At 59.3% G+C, this 26,171-nt stretch carries 22 protein-coding genes; 4 read left to right on the top strand and 18 right to left on the bottom strand.

Annotation, left to right across the window (positions count from 1 at the left end):
* Nucleotides 1-14 precede the first annotated feature (14 nt).
* On the bottom strand, nt 15-1,094 hold the full coding sequence (locus CCGE525_RS32455; protein WP_120708277.1) for a LacI family DNA-binding transcriptional regulator: 1,080 nt from the start codon (nt 1,092-1,094) through the stop codon (nt 15-17).
* 188 nt (nt 1,095-1,282) lie between these two features.
* Between CCGE525_RS32455 and CCGE525_RS32450 the strand changes: the two genes are divergently transcribed.
* From CCGE525_RS32450 to CCGE525_RS32440, 3 genes are all read left to right on the top strand, one after another.
* Entirely contained in the window at nt 1,283-2,110 is an 828-nt protein-coding gene (locus tag CCGE525_RS32450; protein ID WP_120708276.1) for an ABC transporter substrate-binding protein, read from the top strand.
* 101 nt (nt 2,111-2,211) lie between these two features.
* A complete protein-coding gene (locus CCGE525_RS39625; RefSeq protein ID WP_120708275.1) occupies nt 2,212-3,753 on the top strand; it encodes an amino acid ABC transporter permease/ATP-binding protein in 1,542 nt (513 codons plus the stop codon).
* A 76-nt stretch (nt 3,754-3,829) separates the two neighbouring features.
* Nucleotides 3,830-4,957, top strand: coding sequence for an NAD(P)/FAD-dependent oxidoreductase (locus CCGE525_RS32440; RefSeq protein ID WP_120708274.1), 1,128 nt, complete (start codon nt 3,830-3,832; stop codon nt 4,955-4,957).
* A gap of 88 nt (nt 4,958-5,045) precedes the next feature.
* Here CCGE525_RS32440 and CCGE525_RS32435 read toward each other — a convergent pair whose 3' ends face one another.
* The 17 genes from CCGE525_RS32435 to oiaX form a co-directional block, all read right to left on the bottom strand.
* The gene (locus CCGE525_RS32435; RefSeq protein ID WP_120708273.1) at nt 5,046-6,110 is read right to left on the bottom strand and encodes an ABC transporter ATP-binding protein; all 1,065 of its coding nucleotides are present in this window, start codon (nt 6,108-6,110) and stop codon (nt 5,046-5,048) included.
* Nucleotides 6,111-6,133: 23 nt separating this feature from the next.
* The gene (locus tag CCGE525_RS32430; RefSeq protein ID WP_120708272.1) at nt 6,134-7,648 is read right to left on the bottom strand and encodes a DUF5060 domain-containing protein; all 1,515 of its coding nucleotides are present in this window, start codon (nt 7,646-7,648) and stop codon (nt 6,134-6,136) included.
* Between the two features lie 39 nt (nt 7,649-7,687).
* The gene (locus CCGE525_RS32425; protein ID WP_120708271.1) at nt 7,688-8,575 is read right to left on the bottom strand and encodes a carbohydrate ABC transporter permease; all 888 of its coding nucleotides are present in this window, start codon (nt 8,573-8,575) and stop codon (nt 7,688-7,690) included.
* Nucleotides 8,572-9,471 carry a carbohydrate ABC transporter permease gene (locus tag CCGE525_RS32420; protein WP_120708270.1) on the bottom strand — a complete coding sequence of 300 codons (900 nt, stop codon included), beginning with the start codon at nt 9,469-9,471 and terminating at the stop codon, nt 8,572-8,574. Before CCGE525_RS32420 ends, CCGE525_RS32425 begins: the two co-directional genes overlap by 4 nt.
* Before the next feature lie 95 nt (nt 9,472-9,566).
* Nucleotides 9,567-10,820, bottom strand: coding sequence for an ABC transporter substrate-binding protein (locus CCGE525_RS32415; protein WP_120708269.1), 1,254 nt, complete (start codon nt 10,818-10,820; stop codon nt 9,567-9,569).
* 85 nt (nt 10,821-10,905) lie between these two features.
* Nucleotides 10,906-11,550: a dihydroxyacetone kinase subunit DhaL gene (gene dhaL / locus CCGE525_RS32410; protein ID WP_120708268.1), complete on the bottom strand. Its 645-nt coding sequence runs from the start codon at nt 11,548-11,550 to the stop codon at nt 10,906-10,908.
* Nucleotides 11,547-12,566 carry a dihydroxyacetone kinase subunit DhaK gene (locus tag CCGE525_RS32405; protein WP_120708267.1) on the bottom strand — a complete coding sequence of 340 codons (1,020 nt, stop codon included), beginning with the start codon at nt 12,564-12,566 and terminating at the stop codon, nt 11,547-11,549. Before CCGE525_RS32405 ends, dhaL begins: the two co-directional genes overlap by 4 nt.
* Nucleotides 12,567-12,957: 391 nt before the next feature.
* Nucleotides 12,958-14,061: an IS110 family RNA-guided transposase gene (locus CCGE525_RS32400; protein ID WP_120702917.1), complete on the bottom strand. Its 1,104-nt coding sequence runs from the start codon at nt 14,059-14,061 to the stop codon at nt 12,958-12,960.
* 98 nt (nt 14,062-14,159) lie between these two features.
* Nucleotides 14,160-16,040, bottom strand: coding sequence for a D-apionate lactonase (gene apnL, locus CCGE525_RS32395; RefSeq protein ID WP_120708266.1), 1,881 nt, complete (start codon nt 16,038-16,040; stop codon nt 14,160-14,162).
* Nucleotides 16,037-17,071 (bottom strand): Gfo/Idh/MocA family protein, encoded by a 1,035-nt coding sequence (locus CCGE525_RS32390; protein ID WP_120708265.1) that lies wholly within the window; start codon nt 17,069-17,071, stop codon nt 16,037-16,039. Before CCGE525_RS32390 ends, apnL begins: the two co-directional genes overlap by 4 nt.
* A gap of 2 nt (nt 17,072-17,073) precedes the next feature.
* Nucleotides 17,074-18,138, bottom strand: a complete 1,065-nt coding sequence (locus CCGE525_RS32385) for an ABC transporter permease (protein ID WP_120708264.1) — start codon at nt 18,136-18,138, stop codon at nt 17,074-17,076.
* A complete protein-coding gene (locus CCGE525_RS32380; RefSeq protein ID WP_120708263.1) occupies nt 18,135-19,682 on the bottom strand; it encodes a sugar ABC transporter ATP-binding protein in 1,548 nt (515 codons plus the stop codon). Before CCGE525_RS32380 ends, CCGE525_RS32385 begins: the two co-directional genes overlap by 4 nt.
* Nucleotides 19,679-20,329, bottom strand: coding sequence for a DUF2291 family protein (locus CCGE525_RS32375; RefSeq protein WP_120708262.1), 651 nt, complete (start codon nt 20,327-20,329; stop codon nt 19,679-19,681). The genes CCGE525_RS32380 and CCGE525_RS32375 overlap by 4 nt, the downstream gene beginning before the upstream one ends.
* A gap of 77 nt (nt 20,330-20,406) precedes the next feature.
* Complete coding sequence (locus CCGE525_RS32370; protein WP_120708261.1) at nt 20,407-21,348, bottom strand: D-ribose ABC transporter substrate-binding protein; 942 nt, start codon at nt 21,346-21,348, stop codon at nt 20,407-20,409.
* 78 nt (nt 21,349-21,426) lie between these two features.
* Complete coding sequence (locus CCGE525_RS32365) at nt 21,427-22,254, bottom strand: phosphogluconate dehydrogenase C-terminal domain-containing protein (RefSeq protein WP_120708260.1); 828 nt, start codon at nt 22,252-22,254, stop codon at nt 21,427-21,429.
* A 94-nt stretch (nt 22,255-22,348) separates the two neighbouring features.
* Nucleotides 22,349-23,683, bottom strand: a complete 1,335-nt coding sequence (locus CCGE525_RS32360) for a four-carbon acid sugar kinase family protein (RefSeq protein ID WP_120708259.1) — start codon at nt 23,681-23,683, stop codon at nt 22,349-22,351.
* Nucleotides 23,684-23,688: 5 nt separating this feature from the next.
* The gene (oiaX, locus tag CCGE525_RS32355; protein WP_120708258.1) at nt 23,689-24,948 is read right to left on the bottom strand and encodes a 3-oxo-isoapionate-4-phosphate decarboxylase OiaX; all 1,260 of its coding nucleotides are present in this window, start codon (nt 24,946-24,948) and stop codon (nt 23,689-23,691) included.
* A gap of 184 nt (nt 24,949-25,132) precedes the next feature.
* On the opposite strand from oiaX, the gene CCGE525_RS32350 reads away from it, so the two are divergent.
* Nucleotides 25,133-25,837 (top strand): transcriptional regulator NanR, encoded by a 705-nt coding sequence (locus CCGE525_RS32350; protein WP_120708257.1) that lies wholly within the window; start codon nt 25,133-25,135, stop codon nt 25,835-25,837.
* The last annotated feature ends 334 nt before the right edge of the window (nt 25,838-26,171 follow it).

The following is a 26,171-nucleotide window of genomic DNA, read 5'->3' as shown; positions in this document are numbered from 1 at the left end:
CGCAGGCGAACGCTTCAAGACGCAGTCGGAGGCGGTGCAGCCACGGATCCACGCTGGATCAGACTTGTTTTGACGGTCGCGCGCTCCACGGGCAGTTCCTTGCCGTTCAGCCGGGAAATCAGTCTTTCGGCCGCCTTTTTTCCCATCTCGTATACCGGCTGGTCGACGACGGTGATCGGCGGCGTGGTGACCGTGGTCCAGTCCGCATCCAGGAAGGAGATCATCGATAGGTCTCGGGGGATGGACAGGCCGAATGATTGGAGTGACCTGAACAATCTGAGCCCGATGAGACTGTCTGAGGCCACCAGAGCCGTTGGCGGCGATACTTCTTCAAGCAGGCGTTTCAGGACCGCATCCGTCCGTTCCTGGTCGGTGGCGCCGAGCCTTACATAATGCTGCGCATTCTTTAGTCCTGCATCCGTCAGCACGCTCAAAAAACCTTCCACGCGCTCCCGCACCGCGGAATTCGAAAGCTGGCGGCTGTCCGTGATTTGGTCGTTATCGGCATCGAGCGCGGATATATAGGCAATACGGCGGTGCCCCACCTCCAACAGATGTCGTGTCGCCGCTATCGCGGCGTCGCGGTCGTCGCCGGTCACCGAGTCGACCCCGAGCTCCGGAATACTTCTATCGAACAGAACCAAGGGGACGCCCACGCGGCGAACATCCTGCAGGTGCTCCATCCGGTCACATCGCGAAGGCGTCACGATGAGGCCGTCAACGCGTTTGCCGATGAGTAGGTCAACGGCCGATTTCTCGGCATCCAGCTCTTCTCCCGAATTTGCGATGATGACATTGAAGCCGGCCACGCGAGCGACGTCGCTGATGCCGCGAACCGCGAGACTGAAGAACGCATTCTCGATATCGCCGACCACGACTCCGATAATGCCGGATTTTCCGGTGGTCATGCTGCGGGCGAGTTCGTTCGGCCGATAGTCGAGTGCTGTCGCTGCGGCCATCACCTGTACTCGGATCTTGTCGCTGACCACACCATAGCCGCCCAGAACACGGGCGGCGGTGGCCTTTGAGACCTTTGCCGCCTTTGCAACATCGGCGACGGTGACTGAGCGTTTCGGAGCGACGAAATTTTCCATACGGCGACGACTACAAGAGTTGTTGACGGGAGGTCAATCTCAAGTTAACAAATGTCAATTGAGACCGGTCTCTTTCTATATGAGACCGGTCTCTTGTTCAAATTATTCCTTCGGCGTTGTTCGACGAAGGACCGGACAAACATGCATTAAATGCCGATAAGAGCACCCCTTCAGAGCGGAGAACGAACATGAACAAAACTGGCATATTCGCGGCCTTCATCGCTCCCGTGCGAGCTGGCGTACTGGCGTATTTTCTTGCGGCTGGCATCGGGTCTGCAGCCGCAGCCGACAATCCCTACAATCTCATCGATCCCCAGGTCATCAGTGTAGGCACGATGGGAGATTCCAAGCCCTATACATTTGCGACGGCCGACGGCCAGTTCACCGGTTTCGACATCGAACTTTTCTTGAACGTAGCGTCCCGCATAGGCTTTCCGAAAGATAAGGTCACCTTCACCGGCCAGGAATTTTCGGCATTGCTGCCATCCGTCGCCAACGAGCGGTTTGACGTAGCAGTTGCCGCGATCGGAACCACCGAGGCGCGCAAGAAAACGGTGGATTTCTCGGACGGCTATCTCGCCGGTTATCTTTCCGTTCTGACGCCGGATGCCGGCATCAAGGATGCCGGCGGCCTCAGAGGCAAGCGTCTCGGCGTTGTCCAGGGTACCTTACAGGAAGTATACGCCACCAAGAACTTTGCCGGCACCGATCTCGTAAAATTCCCCGATAACAATTCGGCGGTGGCCGCACTCAATAACGGCACGATCGATGCGCACTTCCTCGATTACGAAGCGGCAAAGCAATATGGCGAACGTTATCCGGCGCTGAAAGTCGCCGTGAACATTCCCTCCTTCGATGCGCCCGCCGGTTTCGTGGTTAAGAAAGGAAATGACGCCTTCCGCGCGGCGTTGAATACCGCGCTTCATCAGGCGATGCAGGACGGCACCTGGAAGACGCTCTATGAAAAGTGGTTTCCCGGCTCGCCGATGCCGGACCAATATCTCCCCAAGAAGTGAAGCTGCGAGCCGCCCGCGTTTGTCGGGCGGCCCCACGGTGGCATTGCTGATTTCCGGCCGGACAGCCGCATCTGCATGCCCGCAAACTCATGGGGAACTGGATGAATTGGCTTGAAAATCTCCGCCGGAGCTTCCTGGATTGGGATGCCATGGCGGACGTGTTGCCGAGCATGATCAGCGTCGGCCTGAAGAACACGCTGATCCTGGCCGCCGCTTCGACGGTGCTTGGCGTCATCATCGGCATGGTGCTGGCCGTCATGGGCATATCGCAATCGCGTTGGCTGCGCCTGCCGGCACGCATCTATACCGATATCTTCCGGGGTCTGCCGGCCATCGTGACGATCCTGATCATCGGTCAGGGCTTCGCGCGCATCGGGCGCGAAATATTCGGTCCGTCGCCATTTCCGCTCGGCATCATCGCGCTCAGCCTAATTGCCGGCGCCTATGTCGGCGAAATCTTCCGTTCCGGCATTCAAAGCGTCGAACGCGGTCAGATGGAAGCCTGCCGTGCGCTCAGCATGAGTTACGGACAAGGGATGCGGCTGATCGTCATCCCGCAAGGCGTGCGGCGTGTTCTGCCCGCTCTCGTCAATCAGTTCATCGGAAACGTCAAGGATTCCAGCCTTGTCTATTTTCTGGGGTTACTTGCCTCCGAGCGCGAGATTTTCCGCGTCGGGCAGGATCAGGCCGTCGTCACGGGAAATCTGTCGCCCTTGCTGCTTGCGGGCGTGTTCTACCTCGTTATCACCGTGCCGCTCACTCATTTCGTCAACTACATCGACGCGAGGCTGCGGCTTGGACGGCAGGGGCGCGGTTCCGGCGCTGCCAGCGGGCTTGTCGAAGTGAGCGAATTGCAGGCTGCCTCCGGCACGCAGACCGCGACCGACGCCGTTAACACCAGCCATGGGCCGCGCTTCAAGGGAGGCGCCCTCAAGATCCGTGATTTGAGCATGGCCTATGGCGATCTCGAGGTGCTGAAGGGGATCGATCTCGACATCGCTCCCGGCACAGTCACCTGTATCATCGGGCCGTCGGGTTCGGGCAAATCAACGCTTCTGCGGTGCCTGAACAGGCTGGTGGAGCCTAGGCGCGGCGATATCCTGCTCGATGGCGAAAGTATTCTTGCGATGAAACCGGAAGGCCTGCGCCGCCGGGTCGGCATGGTGTTCCAGCACTTCAACCTGTTTCCCGATCACACCGCGCTCGAAAACGTCATGCTCTCGCTGACAAAGATCAAGGGGATGCCGAAGAGCGAAGCGCTGCGGATCGCAAAAGCGCGGCTTGACGAGGTGGGTCTTGCAGCACGCAGCGATCACCGGCCGGCGGGCCTGTCGGGCGGGCAACAACAGCGTGTTGCCATTGCACGCGCACTGGCGATGAATCCCGAAGTTGTTCTGTTCGACGAGGTAACAAGTGCGCTCGATCCGGAACTGGTCAAAGGCGTCCTCGGCCTGATGGCAAACCTCGGCCGCCAGGGCATGACGATGGCTGTCGTGACCCACGAAATGGGATTTGCCCGTAAAGTTGCCGATCAGGTCGTGTTCATGGACGAGGGTCGTATCATCGAATCCGGCAAGCCACAGCAGATCTTCGACAATCCTAAAAGCGAACGGCTGAAGCGCTTCCTTGCGGAAGTCCTCTGACATGCCCTGGCTCACCGCATCGCGGCGGCCGCAGCTTTCTCCCATCAAGCAACGTCAATAGATAAGGTTACCCAACATGCATGCTTCCACTAAGCCTTCGAAGGTCATCGTCGTCGGTGGCGGGATTTTTGGAGTCTCAACGGCCGTTCACCTCGCGCGGCTCGGTGTCCGTACCGTCCTGATCAATGATGGTCCGCTGGCGAACGGCGCATCCGGCCGCTCGCTCGCCTGGCTCAACTCGGCGCGCAAGCGTTCCGATGCCTATCATCGGTTGCGCCTGGCCGGTATCGACCGTTATCGGACGCTTGCCGCCAAATATCCGGACGCGCCATGGCTGCGTTTCGACGGCGGTTTGACCTGGGATGCGGACGACGCCAGCAACGAGATTGCCGAAGTTTTCGAATACGAACGCAATCTCGGCTACCATGCGCAATTGCTCGCCCCGTCAAAGATCGCAGAAACGACGCCGGGCGTCGATGCACGCTCCGTGACGTCGCAGGGCGCCATCTTCAATCCTGGCGAAGGCTGGGTCGATCTGCCGTCGCTGATCGACGTTCTCGCCGAGGAATTCACGGCGCTCGGCGGCGAAATCGTGACCGATGCGGGACGCGCAACCGTCAATGTCGAAGAGGGTCGCGCTTGCGGCGTAACGACAGCAAACGGTGCTCGCTGGGATGCGGATACGGTGCTGCTTGCCGCAGGCGGAGAGGTTCCCGCAATTGTTGCTGAGGCCGGGCCGCATATTGGCGATGGAACGCCTGTTGCACTTCTCGTCAGAACGAAGCCGGTCAATCACGGGCTGAAAGCAGTCCTGAACACGCCGCGCGTAGCCATTCGGCCGACACCGGACCGTGCCTTGGCGCTCGATTCCGCCTGGTCGGAGGAAGAGGTGGGCATGGGACCAGATGGAAGCTACGAGGTCAAATCCTCCACGCTCGAAGGACTGCTGCGAGAGGCATCCAAGGTACTCGAAGGCAATCCGGTGCTGGAAATGGAAGACTACGGTGTGGGGTTGAAGCCCATTCCTGGCGATGGCGAGCCTGTTTTAGGGGAGTTGCAGTCCATTCCTGGCTATTTCGTCGCGTTCAGCCATAGCGGTGCGACGCTCGGTCTGATCGCCGGCGAGTTGCTCGCCGATGAAATCGCCACCGGAAAGCGTCACCCGCTGCTTGCCAATTTCCGGCCGGAGCGCTTTTCCAAGTAGTTTAGCAAGTGGCTGGAAACCCCGCTGTCTCGGCGGGGTCCTCCTTCCAACCTGCGGCCGATGTCGCTGATTTCGTTACCCGAATACCCTACAAGCGTTGCTGGGTAACCTTGTCGAAGAAGTGAATATTCGGCGATTTAAGAGAAAGCTTCACCGTTTGGTTCGGCGTCAACTCGGCGCGTTCTCTCATGACCCAAGTGATTTCCTTGCCTTCCACCTCCAAGGCTACATGGGTCTCGGATCCGGTTGGCTCAACCACGGTGACGGTTGCCGGCACGCCGCCGTCGGTCGCAAAAGATATATCTTCCGGACGAATGCCGATGATCACGTCCCTGCCATCCGCTTGCGCCGGCGCGTTCACGAGTTCGACGGACGTGCCGGTCGGCAATACGAGGGTCGGCTTTGGACCGCCCGTCAGCCGCCCTTCCAGGAAATTCATCGCCGGCGACCCAAGGAAGCCCGCCACGAACACATTTCTAGGCCGATCGTAGAGCTCAAGCGGTGTTCCGATCTGCTCGACTTTCCCGCCCTGCAGCACGACGATCTTGTCGGCCATCGTCATCGCTTCGATCTGGTCGTGCGTGACGTAGACGATCGTCGTCTTCAGCCGCTGGTGCAGCGCCTTGATTTCGGCGCGCATCTTGACGCGCAATTTGGCATCGAGGTTGGAAAGCGGTTCATCGAACAAGAAAACTTTCGGATCGCGTACGATAGCGCGTCCCATGGCGACACGCTGACGCTGGCCGCCGGAAAGCTGCGCAGGTTTGCGCCCCAGCAGTGGCTGAAGTCCGAGGATCTGTGCCGCCTCGCCGACTTTCTTTTCGATCTCGGGACGCTTCGCGCCGGCAAGCTCCAGCGCAAAGCCCATATTCTGGGCGACCGTCATCTGCGGATAAAGCGCATAGTTCTGGAAGACCATCGCGATGTCGCGGTCCTTCGGCGGCAGATTGTTGACCACGCGGCCACCGATCGAGATCTCGCCGCCTGTGATGTCCTCCAATCCCGCGATCATCCGCAGAAGCGTTGACTTGCCGCAACCCGATGGCCCGACGAGAATGACGAATTCGCCGTCCGAAATGTCCACGTCGACGCCATGGATGATATCCACTGCTCCGTAGGATTTCCTGACGTTCTTGATGGTCAATCCGGACATGACATTCTTCCCCTGAGGATCGATCAGTGCTTCTTGCGGATACGCAGCGCCTGGTATGGTCTGCCCGGCAGCTCCACGCCGAAGGCGGCATCCGCCTTGCCACCGCGCACGATCGCGCCGTGCCGCGTCGGATGCGGAATCGGTGCCTCCACCTTTTTCGCCGGCGTGATCGTCATCTCCCATGTGTCGATGATGTCGACGTCATAGTCGGTTCCATCCAGCGGCAAGCCCGTGGACCAGATGACGGGCTGATGTTCGCCGAGATAGATATAGCGAAGGTCGCCGTCGCGTGCGCCGGAAACGCGCGTCCAAGGCCATTCGCCGAACGATGCCATCGGCTCGAGGCCGTTGACGACATCCTGCTCCAGCAGGTCGCGCAGGAAACCGATGCGCTTCCATGCTTCGCCGCGCAGTTCGCCGCCCTTGGCCCACCAGATCAGATCTTGCGGATGCGAATAGGTTTCGCCATGGCCTGCATACCCGCCGCGCGTTACCGTGATCCAGAAGCGATGCACCAGTTCCTGCGCCGTCAGGTTGCCCCAGGACTGGACGATGTTGCCCTCGTATTCCGGCTCGTCGTTGACGACCGGCTTGCCATAGGCTTCGCGCCATTCCTGCGTCCGCTTCACATCCCAGTTCTGGATGCAGGTGTGCGTCACCCAGGGCTTGCGATGATCGAAGTTCATCGACGGCTCGCCGTTATGGATGGACTTCAGGTGGCCGTAGGGATCGTTCTCTTCGAGGATGTGGAAATAGCGGTCCCACTGCGGCAGCGGCTTGGTGTCCAGGAGGAAATCATACTCGTTGGCAAGAGCCCACCAGACGTTGCGATAGGCTGCAAGGCGCGCCGCAAGATAGGCGACGTAGCGGAAATCCTGCTCGGCCGACATGTCGGCATAACCCCAGCGATCGTAGGGGTGGAACATGATGATGTCGGCTTCGATACCAAGCTCGCAGAGCGCGGCCACCTGCTTTTCGAAATGCCGGAAGAGAACAGGGTTCGGCCGATCGAAATCCTCTTTGCCATCGGCGCCCTTTTCGAAGCAGGGATAAAGCGGCTCGTTGACGTTATAGGGATAGTCCTTCGGGAATACGCCCATGCGGATCTTGTTGAAGCGCGATTTCTTCAGCGTCTTAAGCGTCCGGGCCTGCATCTCCAGCGGCTGATGCGTCCAGGCATAGCAGGTCGTGCCGAACGAGAGGAAAGGTTTGCCGTCGGCATAGGCGAAGTGGAACTTGTTGCGCACGTGCACCGGGCCGTGGTTACCCTCAGACGGCTTGGTCGCGACAAACGAACCGGTCTTGCCATTCAACTCCGCCGTCTTCGAACGCGTGCGGAACGACCATTCCCCTTCATTGTCGGGCATGAAGCGAATGCGATACACGCCGTCGCCATCGTAGAAGCCGGGTACGCGGATCTCGCGGCTGTTCTGGCTGAACACGGCATCGAATGTCACGTCGAGATAGGGATTGCCGCCCGAAGGGCCGTTGAAAGCCGCCTCGAAGACGCCCCATTTTTCGACGGTTGCATTGGACATGATATTCTCCTCGAAAGACTTGCCGAATAGGTTGGTTGATCAGCCCTTGACGGCGCCGGAGGTGAGGCCGGAGACGAAGTATCGCTGGAAGATGAGGTAGACGAGCGTTGCCGGCAGCACGGTCATGACGATCGCGGCGTTGAGCTGCCCGTAGTCATTGGAGAACTGCCCCTGGAAAGACATGAGGCCGAGCGGCAGCGTCCACATGTGCTGGTCCTGCAGAAGCACGAGCGCCATTGCGAACTCATTCCATGTGGAAACGAAATCCAGGATCAGCAGCGCCGCCAGGACCGGTAGGCAGACCGGCAGGAATATCCGGCGGAAGATGGTGAAGTGGCTTGCGCCGTCGATCAGCGCAGCTTCCGACAGTTCCTTCGGAATACCTCTGAAGAAGCCATGCAGGATGAAGACCTGATAGGGCACGCCGAAGGCGATGTAGGGCAGGATGACGCCGGGATAGGTGTCGATCAGGCCGAGCGAATTGACCAGCGTAAACAGCGGCGCCAGCATGACCTGAAAGGGAATCATCGTGCCGAAGATGACGAGGAGCAGCAGCACCTTGCTGAATCTCAGCCGGATCTTGGCGAGCGCATAGGCTGCCATCGCCGACAGGATGAGCCCGAGCGGCACCTTGATGACGGTGATGATCGTGCTGTTCAGGAAGGCACTGGCGAAGTTGCCGCGACCCCAGGCGCTCGAATAATTCTCGAAAGCCGGATTGAGCGGAGGCACGAAGGCGCCTGTCGTCGTCACATCTGCCTGCGTTTTCAACGAAGTGAAGACGATGAAGACGAAGGGCGCAAGCCAGATCGCGGCGACGACGAGAAGCGCGATCCACAGGCCGATCAGAACAGGGTCCCGCTTGCGCTTTGCCGGGGTGATGGTCTCTAAGCCGTCCGACATGGATGTTGCCGATGCTGCCGTCATTGTTCGGCCTCCTCATGCTTCTGCGTCCATCGCAGGTAGGGAATGACGATGGCGATGGTGATGAGCAGCAAAACGACAGAGATTGCGGCGCCGCGGCCGAAATCGAAGATCTGCATGGCTTGCGTGAAAGCCCAGAGCGCCAGCATTTGCGTGGATTGCGCCGGTCCGCCGCCCGTCAGGCCATAGACGATGTCGAAGGCCTTCAGCGATGAGATGACCGACAGCACCAGAACGATGGTCAGCGTTGTGCGCAGCGCGGGGAGGGTGACGTATCGGAAGATATTCCAGCGCCCGGCACCATCGATGCGTGCGGCCTCGACCAGCGTCTGAGAAACATTCTGCAGGCCTGCGAGAAACAGAACCATGGAGAAGCCGACGGATTGCCAGAGATAGGCGACGAAGACCGAATAGAGCGCAATGTCCTTGTTGCCGAGCCAGTCCTGGATCCAGTCCTGCAGCCCCATCGACGTCAGGATCTCGGTGAAAAGGCCGAAGAAGGGATCATACATCCACTTCCACATGGTTGCGACCGCGATCGGGGCGATAATGACCGGTAGATAGAAAATCGCGCGGAAGGTATTGCGGGCGAAAAGCTTCTGATTGAGGCTCAGCGCCAGCAGCAGGCCGATCATGGGTGGGAAAATCACGCACATGATCGTCCAGATCACCGTGTTGCGGAAGGCGACCCAGAAGACGGGATCCTGCGTGAAAATATATTGATAGTTCGCCAGGCCGACGAATGGGCGTTGGGGATCGAGACCGTTCCATTTCTGGAAGCTCAGCACCACTACGTTCAGCATCGGATAAAGCGCGAAAATCGCGTAGATCAGCATGGCCGGGGCGAGCAGGATCGCTGCCTGAACGCGCGGGTCATGTGTTCGATTGCGGAATGACATTCTGATTGCTCCCGGCGGCAACTGACGCGTGGGCATAGTGTGAGGGAAGCCGTCCACCGCGATTGGCAATCGGAGTGGCGGCCTCCCTCAAGGGATCAGGTGCGACCAGAGATGAAGGTCTGCAACTGCTTGGCAGCATCGGCCGGCTGGATATTGCCGGCAGCGACGTCGTTGATCACCCGGAAGTATTCGGTGGTGACGTCAAGCGGGAACGCCTGGTCGCCATTCATGTAGACTTTGCTGTAGGTCTTGAAGATATCCAGCCATTTCGCCTCGAGCGGCTTCTGGTCGGCGTACTGGACATTCTTGTTGACCGAGATCGAGCTGATCTGTCCGACGAGATCCTGCTGCACCTTGGTCGACAGGAAATAGTCGAGGAACTTCGCAGCGAGATCCGGATCCTTGCTCTTGGTGCTGACGTAGTTGTACTCGGCGAAGCCATAGAGACGGTTGGTGTTCGTCGGGAACGGCACGACGCCGTAATCGTCGGGGTTGACCTTGCTGCCGCTCAGCTGGCTGACCAGCCAGTCGCCTTCGAGCATCATCGCGGCGCGGCCGGCGACGAACAGCGTGTAGGACTGCTGGTTGCTGATGCCCATAAAGGGCTTCAGCGTGTAGTCCTTGGTCCACTTGGCAAATTCGGCGAAGGCATCGGTCGCGCAGGGCTCCTTGGTCCAATCGGCCTTCATAGCCATCAGCGCGTCGTGCTTGTCGGCGCCGCATTTGGTTTCGAGTAGCACGTCCATCAGGCGCATGACGTGCCAATTGACCGAGCCGCCGAAAGTGAAGGCCGGAATTCCAGCCGCCTTGAGCTTGTCGGCAGCCGCCAGCAATTCTTCGTAGGTCTTCGGCTCCTCGGTGATACCGGCCTTCTGGAAGAGCTTCTTATTGTAATAGATCGCCTCGCCCTTGAAGGTGAAGGGCACGCCATGCTTGCCGCCGGGGTAGAGATCGGCAAAGGCGGCGGCAGACGGAAGCAGCTCGTCGTTCCACTTGTACTGAGTGTAGTATTTGTCCAGCGGCAGCGACAGACCGGCCTTTACGTATTCGCCACCAAGGCCAAGCCCGGCCCAGCTAAAATAGATATCTGGTCCCTTGCTGGAGCCTGCCGCGACGCGAAGCGCGGTCTTGTGTTCATCGACGCCGCGCTGGACGATTTCGATATGCGTGCCGGGATTGGCCGCCTCGAAATCCGTCGCCACTTTCTTGAGGGCACCGTTTGCTGCGCCATTGTCGAAATTCAGCGTCCACAGTGTCAGATCCTGCGCCTGGACACTCGTCGCCGCAAAAGCCGCTGCGGCAATTGCAATCGCGCCAAATCGTTTCGCATATTTGGAGTTGATGTTCATTTCCGGTCCTCCTCATGAACAATGCTGAGGGCGGTTTTGGCAAATCAGCCGACACATGTCAACTGGTATGATGAGGTCATCATCATTAAGGTGAGAAGAAGGTCTGGAAGCACGAGACTACGATAGTTGCCGAAGCGGCGCCGGGATCGATGTGACCCAGTGCGCGTTCGCCGAGCCTGGAGGAGCGGCCCTTTGTGGCGATCATATCCTTCGTTGCTTCCGTCCCGGCCTCGGCGGCTGCCAGAGCTTCCGAAAGACAGGTCGCCAGCGGCATTCTATTTTCCCGCGCAGCCCCGCAGGCGGCGGCAGCGGGAGCCCAGGCGTCGACCATGGTCTTTTCCCCGATCTCCGCCTTGCCACGGTCCTGAATGCCTTTGGCGAGCGCAATAAACACATCGACCAGGTCATCATCGGTTAGGAATTCCTTACCTTTTGCCGAGGCACCCGCGCGCATCAAAGCGGTTGCATAGAGAGGGCCGGAGGAAGCTCCGACGGCATTCAGGAATGCCTTCGCAGCCGTATTGAAGACGAGCGTCGGGTCCGATGTCGCCGAATCCAGGACCGCAGCCGCTTTGGCGGCCGCCGAAAAGCCAAGCTCCATGGCGATGCCGTGATCGGCATCGCCAATCACGCCGTCGAGTTCGCATAAACGGCTCTTTTCGCGGGTCATCGCCTCCGCGATGAGGTTCAGAAGGGATTTCAGATCGTCAACGGTTATTGTCCTTGTCATCGGCTTGCTTCACCCGAACGGAACATGACGCAATCACAGGGGTGGTCGATCAGCCGCTGCAATTCATCGTCCAAATGCATCAGCGTAATCGACGCGCCGGCCATCTCCAGCGAGGTGCAGTAATTTCCAACCAGGGACAAGTGGATTTCTATGCCGGCTGCATCGAGCATCATCTTGACCTTCCGCATCATGATGTAGAGCTCCATCAACGGTGTCGAGCCGAGCGAGTTGACAAGCACGGCCACACGGTCGCCCCGCTCGGCCTTCATCTCGCCGAGGATTCTATCGAGCAGTTCGCTAGTCACCTGATCGGCCGGCTTGAGCGGACCGCGAGCAACGCCCGGTTCGCCGTGAATACCCATGCCAATTTCCATCTCGTCGTCGCCAAGTTGAAAGTTTGGCTTCAGCGTCTGGGGCAGTGAACAGGGCGATAGGGCAACGCCCATCGTGTAGGTCCGGTCATTTGCCCATCGTGCGACCCGCTCCACCTCGTCCAGGCTGTACATCAGATCGCAGGCGGCACCGGCCGCCTTGAAGATGAAGACATTGCCGGCAACGCCACGCCTGCGTTCTCGCTGCTCGATGGGGGCGGAGGCGACATCGTCCGTGGTCAGCACCGTGCGGGCTTCGATGTCGTCCATGGCGAGCATCTCGGCGGCCATGTCGAAATTCATGACGTCGCCGGCATAATTGCCATACATGAACAGGACGCCGGCGCCGCCATCGACCGCCTTGGCGCATTCAATGATCGGGTCTGGTGGCGGAGAGGCAAAGACATTTCCGATTGCTGCCGCGTCGGCAAGCCCCTTGCCGACAAAGCCGAGGAATGTCGGCTCGTGCCCCGAGCCGCCGCCGATGACCAGGCCGACCTTGCCGGGCCTGGGCCCCTCGTTCGCAACGATCGACCGCGGCGATCCCTCTACGACGCGAAGGTGGCGGGGATGGGCGGCGAGAATACCCGCCAGCATTTCGTCCACGGCCGCCGCGCCGTCATTGATAAGCTTCTTCGTCTTCACGCTGAGCCTCCCGGTCATCTCGATTCGGGAGAGTAAGTTGCGCGTCTCGGATGTTAGGTCAATCCACTCTCATGTTCGCCCTTACAAGATGCAGGAATAGAAAAATCGTCGCCCTGTCGTCAGGGCGTTTCGTTTGGTGTGGATGCATCCTGGGGAAAGCAGGAAGCACGGTCATATAACGACGGTTGATCATGCTCTGATGCGCGGGTTGGTTACCGCCGGACCTGATGCGTCGCGGAGCTTCCTCTGTCTAGTTCGCAGCGTCGGAATGTAACCGGCTGATAGTGGAATCGAGGGTTCTCCTGCCGTGACCGTGCCCCCAGCCTTGCCCAGGCGCATATGGCTTTTTGACTCTTCTGTCCTCCTTGTTGAGTTCAGGATTGAGCTATACTCAACGCGGTGAGACCTGGCATGCAATCGCCCAGACGAATCCGGATAATTCGCGAGCGATCGCCGTGGTTACGGTCGTTGCCGGCTTTCCGGCCTTCGTGAGCTTGCGATAGCGGCCGCACAGCCGCTCCTGCGCCTTCCATGCCGTGTCGCGGATCGCTTTTGGGAGCTGCTCCTGGCGGATCAACTGATCACGGCTGATCTTTGCGGGAAACCGATAACTCCAAGCGGCTTCAATCAGCATTCGACGCGCCGTTGTATTGCCTGCTTTTGTAATGCCGCCCTGCCGCCGAGTTCCACCGCTTGAATGCTCCGATGGTACCAGCCCGAGATAGGCCATTAATTGGCGCGGGTTTGTGAAGCGGCTGAGATCGCCCAATTCGGCAATCATCGTAGCGGCCGTCACCAGAGCCATGCCGCGCAGTGATTGCAGCGCGACGACCACCGGAGCCAATGACCAGTCACTCAACATGGTCTCGATCTGCTTCGTCAGCCGATCCCGCCGCTCAGTTGCCGCCTCGATTGTGGCGATGTGATCCTGGAGAACGATTTGGTGGATTGGCTGTTCAAAGCAAAGACCGGCCAACCAACGGCGGTGCATCTGCGTCCAGGCCGGCCGGCTGTAGTGAAAGCCATGACGAAGCAGAAATCCGCTGAGCTGCTGGCGCGCTTGCCGCAAGCTGCGCACAGCGGCAAGCCGTGCCCGAACCAGATCACGCATCGCCTCATGGGCTGTATCTGGTATCCAAACAGCGCTCAGTTCTCCAGCGCGATGAAGTCTTGCCAGATTGTTGGCATCCCGACGGTCTGTCTTGATGCGATCGCCTGGTTTGTGCGGGATCAAAGAAGGGGCGACGACCACGCAATCATGACCTGCGGCAGACAGTTGCCGCTGAATGCCGTAGCCGCAAGGTCCCGCTTCGTAGCAAAACTTCAATGTCCGACCCGGCTGCGAAAGCTTGGCCAGCATGCGGGTCAAGGCCGTTGGCGTATTGACGATCTGGCCAAACGCGCGCGCGTCACCGCGCCCACCGCCGTCAGCGAGCGCCACCGCGATCGTCTCTTTGTGAACATCCAATCCGACATATGTGATAGTCTCGTCCATGGCCCGTCTCCTATGCATGAGGCTCTACGAGGGCATCGCTCTCGCAACCCTCGATACCTGCATATTGTGAGACGGGTCACCCGGTCCCAGGCGAACATTTAGTCTAGCGTTATCGAGACGGCCGCATAGGGCTCCAAATTGGAGACTCCGCTCTTCAGTTCGTCGGCGGGGCGGAAGGATCCCAGTTCGACCTGCTGTGCTATGGGTGTCACGTTTACCAGGAGCAACTGAGGAGCTTCCTTGCCTGGCGCAGCGACGAAAGCCAGGACTGCCGTAGGATCGGATGATGCGCATTCCTGCCATTGGCTTCCGGCAAGTCGGGCGAGTGTCGCGACCGTGTTGAAGATCGGGCGTCTACCACCGGGTGGAGACGGTTCACTCGCGCTGGCGATCACGCCGAACGGCCCGGTCAGCGCCGAAAGCGTCAAGCATTCCAATCCGGCATCGAGCACTTTAGCCGCATAGCCAAGAGCGAAAGCTTCCGCGAAACGACCATTGTGGCGGGGATCGGTATTTGCCATCGGAATGCGGCCACCAGCGGGATTGTCCATCGTCCGGCTGCCGTAAGGGTTCTGGCGCATCGGAATGGTCGAGGGGCCGATGCGGTAGGGCTTGTCGCCGTAGATGGCGCGCACCGAGCGCGTGATGAACGGCAGTGCTTCCAGCGTCTGCATGACGCTGAGATCATCGGCCGCGTGGACGATCGGGTTCGTGCAATGGGTGACGAAATCGAGCGGTCCGGAAGGGACGCGCTTGCGATTGAGTTCGGTGAAATAGCTAAGCATACCACCGCCAAGCCGGGCACCCGGAAAGGCGGACCGTGCTGCCGCATAGATCTCTTCAAGTGGCGGGCATGCCGGCCATTGACTGCCCGGAGGGGTCGATTGTCTGTCGACGGAAGGGGATATGACGATCGCGTCTGGTTTGAAACCCGCCTCCTGCATCGAGGCTGCAATCTCCTGCGCTTCGCTCAGCGGCGACTGTCGGCACGGCAATGCGATTTCGAGGGTTGACGTGCCGGCATGAAGCCGGGCGATGGCGTCGAATATCTCGAAGGCGGCTGCGTCATGACCGGAATTCGGGTCGAAATGAAAGAGCAATTCCTGCGACCCGATCTCCGCCAATACGTCGTGAGCTTCAAGCGTCGCTTTCGCCTCTTCCGGCGTGATGACCAGCCCGATCGATGGCATCGTGCCGCGCTTGTCCCCCTTCGTGATCGTGACAGCTCGGCCGTCAGGCGAGACGGATGCGGGCGTGGTCAATGTCTCACGCTTGTCGGCGATGTTAAGAACGATCCGCTGTCTGACAGCTTGGCTGGCCGGAATTTGATACGGCCAGGGGAGTGCCAGGGGGCGGACATAGGTCTTGTAGGAGGCATCCGACCAGTTGCGCTGATCTTCCATCTCGAAGGTATCGCCTTCCATGCGGCATTCCGCCGTGACAAGCGGCATGACCGTATGCGTAATCGCACGCATATCCTTGAAGGGCTGCCATGGCTCGATAAGATCGGGAAAGCGCGTGTTCTCGCGACGACCGTCGACATGTTCCACCGAGACCAGTGCACCCGCTACGCCTACGATCGGATGAAGGATACAGAACCCGCAACGGTTCGTCTCGAAGCCGGTTTTGGATATTGCTTCCGCTTCGAAGACCACAGCACCTCCGGCTTCGGCGGATATATTTACACGGATTTCAAGGTCCGTGTCGTCGGGACCCGTACAGTGCGCAAGGTAACTCACTGAAAATGCATCGCCGCGCTGATCGATCGTCAGGCCCGATATCCGCGGGGCGTAGGTGCCCCAATCACGGTCGCGGATCAGATAGGAGACAGCGCGGAGCACCTCGGTTCCATCATACGTGATCGTGCGGAGATTGCCGTCCTTGAAATCGACGGCAAGCTTGCCGGCGGTGAGCCGCACCGGCGGAATTTCGGTTTCGCCCGTACCAAAAAGTTGAAATGGGTCGATTGCAGCGGTCATCGCAGCATTGCTCCAATATCGACCGTCCTTCCGTTGGCAGCACTGTCGTAGGCCGCTTCGACCAGCGCGAAGGTCTTCAGATTGTCCGCGCCCGATGTGGACGTTTCGCCGTCCGATGCGAGGCGGTCCGTCCAGTGCTGCTGGATGGCAAGGACACTTTCCTGAATGTTATGCCATGGACGGGAAGCCCAGGAGAGAAGCTTGGGCGAGGCATCTGAAATCGTCGTACCTTCGGGGCTGTTGACCTCGAGGCGGTAGCCCTGCGAGAGCCGGATCGTTCCTAGCGTTCCGTCGATCTCGATCAGTGTTTCGGGAAAAGGTTCCGTCCCAAGCTTCGTTGCGTAGCTCACATCGACGATTGACGTCGCACCATTCTGATGGTCGAGTATGATCGTCGCGACATCTTCGCCCTTGATTTTCGGATTGACGCGTTTGGTACGCGCGGTGAGCGTCGTGACGTCGCCGAGAATGAAGCGAGCGATATCGAGGGTATGGATACCGAGATCTTCAATGATGAAGCGCTCGCCTTCGGCGAGATAGGGTTGGCCCGAAAAGACATCGTAGCCGGAGCGGAAGGAAAAACGGCCCCAGAACGGTTCGCCGACCGCCCCCGATTGAAGAGCACTCTTCACTGCCTGTATCGGTGTCTGCCAACGGAAATTCTCGTGAACCATCAGAGGAATTCCGGCGTCGGCGCAGGCTTTCACCATGGCTTTGGCGTCGCTCAATGTCTTCGCAAAAGGTTTTTGGCAGATGGCGGGGACTTTATGGGCCGCTGCCATTTCCACCAGCGCGCGGTGGCTTTGCACCGTTGTCGCGATATCGACGAAATCGAAGCCGCCATCGGCAAAAAGAGCCGCCGCATCGCTGTAACGACGTTCGACGCCGAACTGATCGCCGACAATTTTCAGTCGCTCTGGATCACGGTCACAGATCGCGACGATCTCCGCGCCATCGACGTCCTTCCACGCATGCATCTGATTGACCGCGAAGAAACCGCAGCCAATGAGCGCACCCTTGAGTTCCGTCATTCTTAACCTGCCTTTGCCATTTGCATGAGTGTCACACGCTGTTGCAGACGCCGCTGCGCCTGGTCGACGACCACCGCGATGATGATGACCAGCCCTTTGATGACCATCTGCCAGAAGGATGAAACCCCCATCATCACCAATCCGTCGGACAGGATGCCGATGACGAAAGCGCCGATAATCGTGCCTCCGATCGTGCCGCGTCCGCCGGACATCGAGGTGCCGCCGAGGACGGCCGCTGCGATCGCATTCAGCTCGAAGCTTTCGCCTGTCGCGGGATGCGCCGCCATCAGCTCCGACGAAATGACGATGCCGACGATGGCTGCGCACAGTCCGGAGAACATGTAGACGAAGATCTTCACCAGATCGACACGAATGCCGGACATGCGCGCCGCGCGCTCATTGCCGCCGACGGCGAAGATATGCCGGCCGATCGGCGTCGAGCGGGCGACATAAGCGGCAGCCAGCGCAAGAACGATGAGAATCCAGATGGAAACGGGCAGGCCGAGCAGCCTTCCGGCGCCAAAGACATCGAAACCGGTGGTGTCGAATTCCGGCCTGCCGACCAGGTTCGGAAAGGTTTGGCCGTCGGAAGACAGCAATGCCATGCCGCGCGCGATGTAAAGCGTTCCGAGCGTCGCGATGAAGGGCGCAACGTTGAGTTTGGTGATAAGCAATCCGTTGATCAGCCCGATCCCAATACCGACGGCAAGGGTGATGAGCACGATCTCGTAGAGGTTGAAATATACGGTATATCCGATCGGCAATTCGACGCCGTTGAGGATAAGCGCGCCAGTGACCATGCCGCACAGGCCGACGATCGAGCCGACCGAAAGGTCGATGCCGCCGGTGATGATGACGAAGGTCATGCCCATCGCCAGGAAGGCATTGAGCGCAACGTGCTTCGACATCAGGATCATGTTGGCCGTCGAGGTGAAGTTCGGCGCGAAGATGGCGAAGAAGATGATCACGGCAAAGAGGGCGATGAAGGTCCTGAGTTTCATCAACGTCAGGAGTATGGAGCCGTTCGACCGTTTGGCCGCAAATGAAGACGATGTATCCGCGGTCATGACGCGAGTTCCCTTGTATGTCCGTGTCCCTTGGCCGATGCCGCGACGATGGCCTCTTCCGTCGCCTCGTTTCTGTCGAAGACGGCGACCAACTGGCCGTTGCTCAAGACAGCGATGCGGTCGGAAAGCGCCATGACCTCTTCAAGGTCGGAAGTTGAAAACAGGATTGCGAGACCCTTGCCGGCGAGCCTGCGCATGGTGCGGAAAACATCAGCCTTGGCTCCGACGTCGATACCCCGGCTCGGCTCGTCCATCAGGAGGACCTTGGGATCTGTCATTAGCGCCTTGCCAATGACGACCTTCTGCTGGTTGCCGCCGGACATCGATGTCACCTCGAAATCGGGATTGGGCGCCTTGATCGAGAGATCGCGGATCATGTCGCGAGTGGCCGTCGTTTCGGCACCGGCATCGATATGAAAAAAGAAGCGTGCAAAGCGTCCGAGGCTCGCAAGCGTCAGGTTGCTAGCGATCGAGAGTACCTGCACCAGTCCCTCGCGTTGCCGGTCCTCAGGGATCAGCGCCAGGCCGCGCCGGATTCGCCGGGTGGTGTCGCGTTCGCGAACTTCGACGCCGTCGATAAAAATCTTGCCGGTCGAATGCATGTGCCTGCCCATCACGCATTCGAAGAACTCACTACGGCCTGCGCCCATCAAGCCATAGATGCCCAGAATCTCGCCTGCGCGAACGGAGAGCGAGACGTGATCGACTGCAAGACCCCCGGTTGGCCGTGGCAGGCTGATGTCCTCGGCACGGAAGGCTTCCTTGCCGATCGCATGGCCGCTGTCTTTGGCAAAATCCTTTGCATCCGATCCGATCATCGATCGGACGATCCATTTCGTATCGATATCGCGGACCATCGCCTGGCCGGTGATCTGTCCATCGCGCAGCACGGTGATGTAATCGCCGATCCGCATCAGCTCTTCCAGCCGGTGCGAAATATAGACGATCGCGACGCCCTGCGCCTTCAGTTCGGCGATCACCTTGAAAAGGATGTCGACCTCTGCCGCCGAAAGCGCCGATGTTGGCTCGTCCATGATCAGGATGCGGGCATTCAGCGAAATGGCCTTGGCGATTTCGACAAGCTGTTGCTGCCCGATCGGCAGATCCTCGATCATGGTCTCGGCATTGACGCCGGCGTCCAGCTTCTTGAGAAATTCGTTGGCCTTGGCAATCTGCGCCTTGTGATCGATGCCGAAAACGCCGCGTGTGATTTCGCGCGTCGCAAAAATATTTTCGGCGACCGTCATGTTGGCGAAAAGATTGAGCTCCTGGAAAATCATGCCGATGCCGCGCGCCTGCGCGTCGGCCGGACTGTCGAAATGAACGGCTTCGCCCTCCAAGAGGATACGACCGGCGGTTGGACGCTCGACGCCTGCTATGATTTTCATCAGCGTCGATTTGCCGGCCCCGTTTTCCCCAACCAGCACATTGACCGCGCCGCGTCGCAGTTCGAGGTTGGCGCGCTTGACCGCGACGATGCCCGAATAGACCTTGGACACGTCCTCGAGACGAAGGATGATGTCTTCCTGGGTCGTATCGCTCATGATCCTTGTCCCAAGGCCAGCGCCGACGGGGTAATCAGGGGAAGCTGGCCGGATGCGGGCAGCGGAAACGCGCCGGTTACATCGACCGTCTTTCCGATCAGGCCGTCCCTCGGCAAAGCGGCGAGAAAGGACGTGTTCACCTTCTCATTGAATGCTTTGCCGAATTGCGCCCATTCGATTTGGTTCTTGAATTCGTTGAAGTCCACGAAATCCAAGGCGTCGCGCAGCGCCGTGCCGCGGATTGCTGGGCCGATCTGAACCTTCGCATCGGCCTTGCCATCACCGTCGACATCGACATCGACCGTTGCGGCACGGGACGCCGTGTCGGCGGCGACGATCTTGCCCTTGACCTTCACGGCATAGGTCCAGGGCGACGTACTCTGTTTGCGCGGATTGCCGTATTTTGCGCCGGCTTCGTCGGGGCTCGATGCCGCAGCCTGCACCACCGTTTTGAGATCGCCGGCACGCTTCTCGAGGTCTGGCACCGCCTGCCACTGCCAGATCGCATCGACCTTGGCTGCGGGATCGAAGGCGCTTTTGGCCGCTTGGGCCGCCTTTTCCTCGGCCGTCGGCGTCTTGATGATCTTACAGCCGGGCAGTGCTGCGGCCAGCATGACAGCCACAACAGCGCCTCTGATCCTCAACATGCAATGCACCTCAATTTCAAAGAAAAAAGTCAGGAGAGCGTGGCTTTGTCACGCCCTCCGCAGTGCTCGCTTCGCCGTCAATTCTTCAGTGCGAAGGTCTCAAGCTTGTCGGCGTTGCCCGCATTGATGAGAACGCAATCCATGAGCTGCTTCTCTTCCTTCGGAGTCGTCTTGTTCTTGATGTACGCATCGGCCTGCTGAACCGCCATTTGTGCCTGCGCATAGGCAGGCTGCAGCACGGTCGCCTTGATGCCGCCTGCCTTGATCGAGTCACGCACGTCGTTGGAACCGTCGAAGCCGACGACGATCACATCCTTGCGGCCGGCGGCCTGAAGTGCTGCGATCGCGCCCATCGCCATGGTGTCATTGCCCGAGATCACGCCCTTGATGTCCGGATTCGCCTGCAGGATGGTTTCCATCTTCCCATAGGCTTCTGTCTGGCTCCAGTTCGCCGATTGCTTGGCGACCAGTTTCAGGTCCGGATAGTCATCGATGACGTCGTGATAACCCTGCGAGCGGATGCCGGCATTGGTGTCAGATTCCTTGCCCACCAGCTCAACGTAGTTGCCCTTCTCACCCATGAGCTTGACGAATTCCTGCGCGCCGAGTTGGGCACCCTGATAGTTGTTGGAAACGATCTGGGCGAGGGCAACGCCAGTTGCGTTGATTTCGCGGTCGATGAGGAAGGACGGGATGCCGGCATCCTTGGCCTTCTTGACCGCAGCTACGGTCGCGTCGGCACCGGCATTGTCGAGGATGATGGCCTTGGCACCACGTCCGATTGCCGTGTCGATGACTTCCGACTGTTTGTTGGCGTCGTCGTCATGCGTCATGACGAGCGTTTCGTAGCCCAAATCCTTCGCCTTGGCTTCGGCGCCGACGGCTTCGGCCTTGAAGAAGGGATTGTCGTGCGCGGGCGTGATGATGGCGATCAGGTCTGCCGAGAAGGCTGGCATTGCGGTGCCCAAGGCAAGAGCGCCGGCAAAGGCGGCAAGTGTCAGTTTGCGTGTCGGTTTCATGGTTTCCTCCCGATTATGAAACAGGCCCTATTCCCGGTAGGGCGGTGAAGGGAGGGGCTAGCCCTCCCGGGATTTCGCTCACGTGATGCGACGGATGCTGTCTGCGATCTCCTTGGGTTCAAAGACATTCTTCCAGTCATCGCGCATCAGCGCGGGGATGCCGAATTCGATTGCCTTGTTGCAGGCATCCGAAAACACACCCTCGACCTCGTTGAAGATCACGGCGCCGAGAACATTCATGTGGCCGAGCAGGAAATCGCGGGCGGCCTGTTCCGGTACGCCACGCGCGACGCACTCATCCATGGCCTGCCGCATTACGACGAGCAGCGATGCGCAGACAGTTTCCGAAAGCCCCGGCTCAAGCATCGCCATCTGCTCGACCGTGACCCGGTGCGAGCGCATGACCGGCGCCCAGATGACCTTGGCGATCTCCTCCCCGAGCGCATAGGCCCCTTCCGGCCCCTGCATCAGCGCGGACACGATATGCTGCTTGGCAAAGAGACCGCCGAAGTGGTCGTTCTTCGCCTGCATATCGGTTTCGTCGTTGAAGATGGGCGGATGGCAGGGGTGGGTAACGAAATAGGTCAGGTCGTCGCGCTTCGGCAGGTGGCCTGCAAAAGGTGCGGCTGCGTCCAGCGCGATCACCATCGTCCCCGGTTTCAGCTTGTCGGCGATACCGGCGACAACCTTGCCGATGGCCGTGTCCGGAACGGCCAGAATGACCACTTCGGCGCTATTGAGGGCGTCGTCCACAGGCACGCATGACAGATCGAGATCGTTCTTCAGGCGCGCCTTGCCGGCATCGCTCACTTCGACGTGACGGACATCGAAGCGCGAACCCTTCAGATTTTTGGAAAGCCGGTACCCCATTTTTCCGCCGGCACCGAAAAGAGCAATTGCAGTCATGTTTTCTACCTCGTCGATTTTCAGATTGTGGTATCGCAAGTGGTATAATGAGTCAATGAGCACGCCATCATCTTTAATGATAGCGCTCACTTTTTTAAGCGCTTCTTCCGTCCCGGATCTGTACGAAATAGCCGTCCGTTCCGACTTGCCCGCCCTTCAGCGCAATCTGCAATCCATTGGTCGGGGCGTAGCTGCCGTGAGCCATACAAAGCGGCGATCCCGGTGTCTGCGGGAGAGGGAGCAGCGTCGTCAGTGCTGCCACGCGCAATTCCTTCAGCGCATGGCTCGACGTGTCGCCGCCGGCGATGACCGCACGGGCCAGCTTTTCACTTTCCACGAGGCGGCGCAGAATAGTGCCAAGCGCCTGGCCGAGCCGATGCCGGGCGCCGGGGACACGATCGATAGCGTCACCACGATCGGCCGAAGGACCAAGCGCCGTATGCAGGATGACGCTGCGGCTGGTCTTCAGGCTGGCAATGCCGGCATTGATCGCATCTTCAATCGCCCGGTCAGCGCTTTCGCCGATGATTGCCAGAGGATCAACCTCAATGCCGTCGAAACCGTCGGTCATCGCTTGGCGTATCTGCCGTTCGGTTGTCGGCGAGACACTGCCGGAAACCACCGCGAGGCGTTCGACCTTTCCGGGCGGGGTGAAAACCGGACGCTCGCCGATCAAGCCCTTATCGCGCCACGCGCTCAAGAGCGCGTATTCCACACCGGAGGAGCCGGCGACGAAGAAACCGTCATTTGCCCTAAGTCGCCAAAGCTGCTTTCCGACGGCCGCCTGTATTTCAGGACTGTCGACATCCATAAGCATGATGCCGTCGGCCTTGGCTGCAAGTTCGTTGACCCGTTGGTCGGCATCTGCGGATGCCACCATCATGAGATCGGCAAGGCTGACGGGGAGGGAGGTCTGTTTTTCGAGATGCAGCGTCAGATCGGCTTCATCCATCGGGGTGACCGGATGACGGCTCATCACCGGATGGCGGTCGATGCGATAGACCTTGCCCTGATAGGCGGCGAAGAGGTGGCCGAAGGCGGTATAGCGTTTGAGCTGCGGTGCGCCGACCACGACCGGAACGAAGGATTGAGCAAAAAGCTCCCTGCCGATCTCGATCGCCTTGCCGATATTGCCGATCCGCGGACTGGAATCGAAGGTTGAGCAGACCTTGTAGTGGCATATCTCTGCCCCGAGGCCTTTCAGCCACTCGAATGTCGGAACAAGGTGTTGCTGCATCCACTCCGGGGTTTCACTGCGGCTTGTCCCGGCAATGCCGATGGCTCGACATTGGCTGAACCGCTCCAGCAGCGCTGCATCGGGGATACCGAGAAAAAGCACTGTCGGGACGCCGTTCGATGCCAAGGCTTCCATCACATCGGTGGAGCCGGTGAAGTCGTCGCCGTAATAGCTGATGAGAAGATTGCCCATCGCCGTCACGCGCCCTTGCCGTCGCTGAATTTCGCGATCGAAGCGGCGAGCTCCGGATGGTCCTTGGCATAGTCTTCAAGCGGGATATCGGCGACCGCCGCCTGCCAGGCCTGCTGGATCGCACGAACGCCTGCAGCCGGACCAAAGGGGTGGCTGACGATGCCGCCGCCGCAGAGATAGAGCAAATCCGTCGTCCGGCCGGTGCGCTGGTAGGTTTCCGGAGCCTGGCCGCCCCATTGGCCCGAGCCGGCAACCGGAAGCGGGCAATCGGATGGATCGAATAGCGGCGTGCTGACAGCCTTGAAGGACTCCACAAAGCTTTCGTCCGGTTCCCAATATTTGACGCGGATGCCGTTGATCTGGAATTGATCGACGCCGAGCAGGCGCCAGAACTGCTGATAGACCTTGAAATCCATACCGGCGCCGGGATGGCGCGTCAGAACATCCCAGCCGTTGCGATGGGCATGCAGTACCAGTCCCGAACGCTTGCGGAGAAAGCTCATGCCGCCAAAACCGATGGAATTGATATTGACGACGGCACAGTTGCCGCCCGCCTTCACGACAAGGTCGTGGTTGCGCATCATCTCGTCGGGATCGGCGTGAGAAATGCCGAAGGCATACATCACCTTTTTTCCGGTCTTTTGTTCGTGATCGAGGATCAGCGGCATGATCGCCTCGACACGCTCCTTGAGAGGCGAGTATGCAGGGCTCATCAGCTTTTCGTCGTCCTTGATGAAATCGACGCCGGAACTGATAAGCTCGCCGACCAGTTCGGCCGTCTCGGTTGGGCGAAGGCCGAGCGCCGGCTTGACGATCGTGCCGATGATGGGGCGTCCATCGACGCCTGTCAGGCGCTTGCTTCCGGCAACACCGAATTGCGGACCTGGGTGGGCGCCACGAAAGGCCTCCGGCAGCTTCATGTCGACAATACGGATGCCCGTCATGCCCTTGATCGAGTAGACCCCGCCGATGGCAATCGTCATCAGGGCAGAGAGATCGGTGCCGATGGCGTCGAGCGGAAAGGCGATATCGACGTCGGCGCGACTGAGGGGGTCGCGGCCTTCTGCTACTTCCGGCCATGTCGGCCGTTCCACATCCTCGAGCCGCCGAATACCCAGGACCCGCGCAGCCACCCGCGATTTCAGCTCTTCCGTCTCGCCGGGAACCGGCACGAAGGTGCCCGTCGACTGATCGCTGGCGATCTTGTCGGCCATCGCTTCGATGCTGCCGGGCGTTTCGATACGGTAGGTGATGATAATGTTCATAAGCAGCCGGTTGCTCCTCTCGCCGACGATTTTGTCGTGGCGTCAACTCGTGATCTGGTATAATGAGTATTCCAACTTGTGCAACGATTTTTTTGTTCAGTAGGCTTTCAATCGTTTTGAACGGGCTTCCTCAGCGTTGTTTGAAATTGCATAAGGGAGAAAAGCTTTGAGCCAGCGAGATGTCATGAGCCAGCCAATCGAACAGATCGTACGTCGGAAGCTCTCTGACGAAGTATTCGACCGGTTAGAGCGGTTGATTACGTCGGGAGAACTCAAGCCCGGCGATGAGATGCCTTCCGAGCGTGTTCTCATGGAGCGTTTTGGCGTTGGGCGCCCGGCGATCCGCGAGGCGATGCAATCCCTCGCCAGCATGGGATTGGTCAGTATCTCGCATGGTGAGCGCGCAAAAGTCCTTAAACTGACGGCGAAGTCGATTTTCCGACAGGTTGATTTGACCGCGAAGATCATGCTGTCCCAGTCTTCGGACTCTCTCGAACATCTGAAGAGCGCGCGCATATTCTTCGAGCGCGGCATGGCCCGGGAGGCCGCTCCGCGCGCCACTGAAAAAGACATTGCCGATCTCAGAGATATTATCGAACGTCAGCGGGCATCGCTGGGACACGCCGAAGAATTCATTTCGGCTGACATGCAGTTTCACACGCGGATTGCTCAGATTTCCGGAAACCCGATCTTCGTCGCCGTCAGCGAAGCAATGCTGGCATGGCTGAAGACCTACCATACGGAGATGCTGATCTGGACTGGCAAGGAAAAGTTCACGCTTGTCGAACACGAAGAAATATTGGAGCGGCTTTCCGTCCATGATGCAGACGGCGCGGAAGCGGCCGTCCTGAAGCATCTGGAGAGGTCAAGAGCCCTTTACAGCAAATAAAAGCGATTGGCTTTCTGTCCGGCGCCGTCCTCGGTGATCCTCCGGAAGACAAGAGATAAAACCTCCCGCCTCGGCCCGCGTCGCCAAGACGCGACAGGTGCGGCAAATGTGCACCGCAGCAAAAAACTTCAGCCCCTGGGGTTTACAAGCCATCCCTTGAATGGGACTCTTGCAGGTGAGAGCTGCTTGATGCGCGCAGGCCATTTGTCACGCGCGATGACGGTGCAAATGCCTAAATGGCAGGGTGTGCACCGTTAGATGGGCGCTTATCAACCAAACCAATCCGAGGCCGAAATGCGATTTTCGCATTGCGTTCGGCTGTCGATGCCGCGCG

Source organism: Rhizobium jaguaris (assembly GCF_003627755.1).
In the GTDB taxonomy this organism is placed as follows: Bacteria; Pseudomonadota; Alphaproteobacteria; order Rhizobiales; family Rhizobiaceae; genus Rhizobium; species Rhizobium jaguaris.
Note: the sequence above shows the minus strand (reverse complement) of the source record. Positions and strands in the feature narration are given on the sequence as shown.

Bases quoted from the DNA above. Each gene is read 5' to 3' on its own strand.
- CCGE525_RS32435 (WP_120708273.1), bottom strand. From the start codon at position 6,110: ATGTCCGGATTGACCATCAAGAACGTCAGGAAATCCTACGGAGCAGTG.
- CCGE525_RS32375 (WP_120708262.1), bottom strand. From the start codon at position 20,329: ATGTTGAGGATCAGAGGCGCTGTTGTGGCTGTCATGCTGGCCGCAGCA.
- dhaL (WP_120708268.1), bottom strand. From the start codon at position 11,550: ATGACAAGGACAATAACCGTTGACGATCTGAAATCCCTTCTGAACCTC.
- CCGE525_RS32425 (WP_120708271.1), bottom strand. From the start codon at position 8,575: ATGACGGCAGCATCGGCAACATCCATGTCGGACGGCTTAGAGACCATC.
- CCGE525_RS32365 (WP_120708260.1), bottom strand. From the start codon at position 22,254: ATGACTGCAATTGCTCTTTTCGGTGCCGGCGGAAAAATGGGGTACCGG.
- CCGE525_RS32390 (WP_120708265.1), bottom strand. From the start codon at position 17,071: ATGACGGAACTCAAGGGTGCGCTCATTGGCTGCGGTTTCTTCGCGGTC.
- apnL (WP_120708266.1), bottom strand. From the start codon at position 16,040: ATGACCGCTGCAATCGACCCATTTCAACTTTTTGGTACGGGCGAAACC.
- oiaX (WP_120708258.1), bottom strand. From the start codon at position 24,948: ATGAACATTATCATCACCTACCGTATCGAAACGCCCGGCAGCATCGAA.
- CCGE525_RS32415 (WP_120708269.1), bottom strand. From the start codon at position 10,820: ATGAACATCAACTCCAAATATGCGAAACGATTTGGCGCGATTGCAATT.
- CCGE525_RS32455 (WP_120708277.1), bottom strand. From the start codon at position 1,094: ATGGAAAATTTCGTCGCTCCGAAACGCTCAGTCACCGTCGCCGATGTT.
- CCGE525_RS32370 (WP_120708261.1), bottom strand. From the start codon at position 21,348: ATGAAACCGACACGCAAACTGACACTTGCCGCCTTTGCCGGCGCTCTT.
- CCGE525_RS32350 (WP_120708257.1), top strand. From the start codon at position 25,133: ATGAGCCAGCCAATCGAACAGATCGTACGTCGGAAGCTCTCTGACGAA.
- CCGE525_RS32420 (WP_120708270.1), bottom strand. From the start codon at position 9,471: ATGTCATTCCGCAATCGAACACATGACCCGCGCGTTCAGGCAGCGATC.
- CCGE525_RS32385 (WP_120708264.1), bottom strand. From the start codon at position 18,138: ATGACCGCGGATACATCGTCTTCATTTGCGGCCAAACGGTCGAACGGC.
- CCGE525_RS32400 (WP_120702917.1), bottom strand. From the start codon at position 14,061: ATGGACGAGACTATCACATATGTCGGATTGGATGTTCACAAAGAGACG.
- CCGE525_RS32360 (WP_120708259.1), bottom strand. From the start codon at position 23,683: ATGGGCAATCTTCTCATCAGCTATTACGGCGACGACTTCACCGGCTCC.
- CCGE525_RS32450 (WP_120708276.1), top strand. From the start codon at position 1,283: ATGAACAAAACTGGCATATTCGCGGCCTTCATCGCTCCCGTGCGAGCT.
- CCGE525_RS32430 (WP_120708272.1), bottom strand. From the start codon at position 7,648: ATGTCCAATGCAACCGTCGAAAAATGGGGCGTCTTCGAGGCGGCTTTC.
- CCGE525_RS39625 (WP_120708275.1), top strand. From the start codon at position 2,212: ATGAATTGGCTTGAAAATCTCCGCCGGAGCTTCCTGGATTGGGATGCC.
- CCGE525_RS32380 (WP_120708263.1), bottom strand. From the start codon at position 19,682: ATGAGCGATACGACCCAGGAAGACATCATCCTTCGTCTCGAGGACGTG.
- CCGE525_RS32440 (WP_120708274.1), top strand. From the start codon at position 3,830: ATGCATGCTTCCACTAAGCCTTCGAAGGTCATCGTCGTCGGTGGCGGG.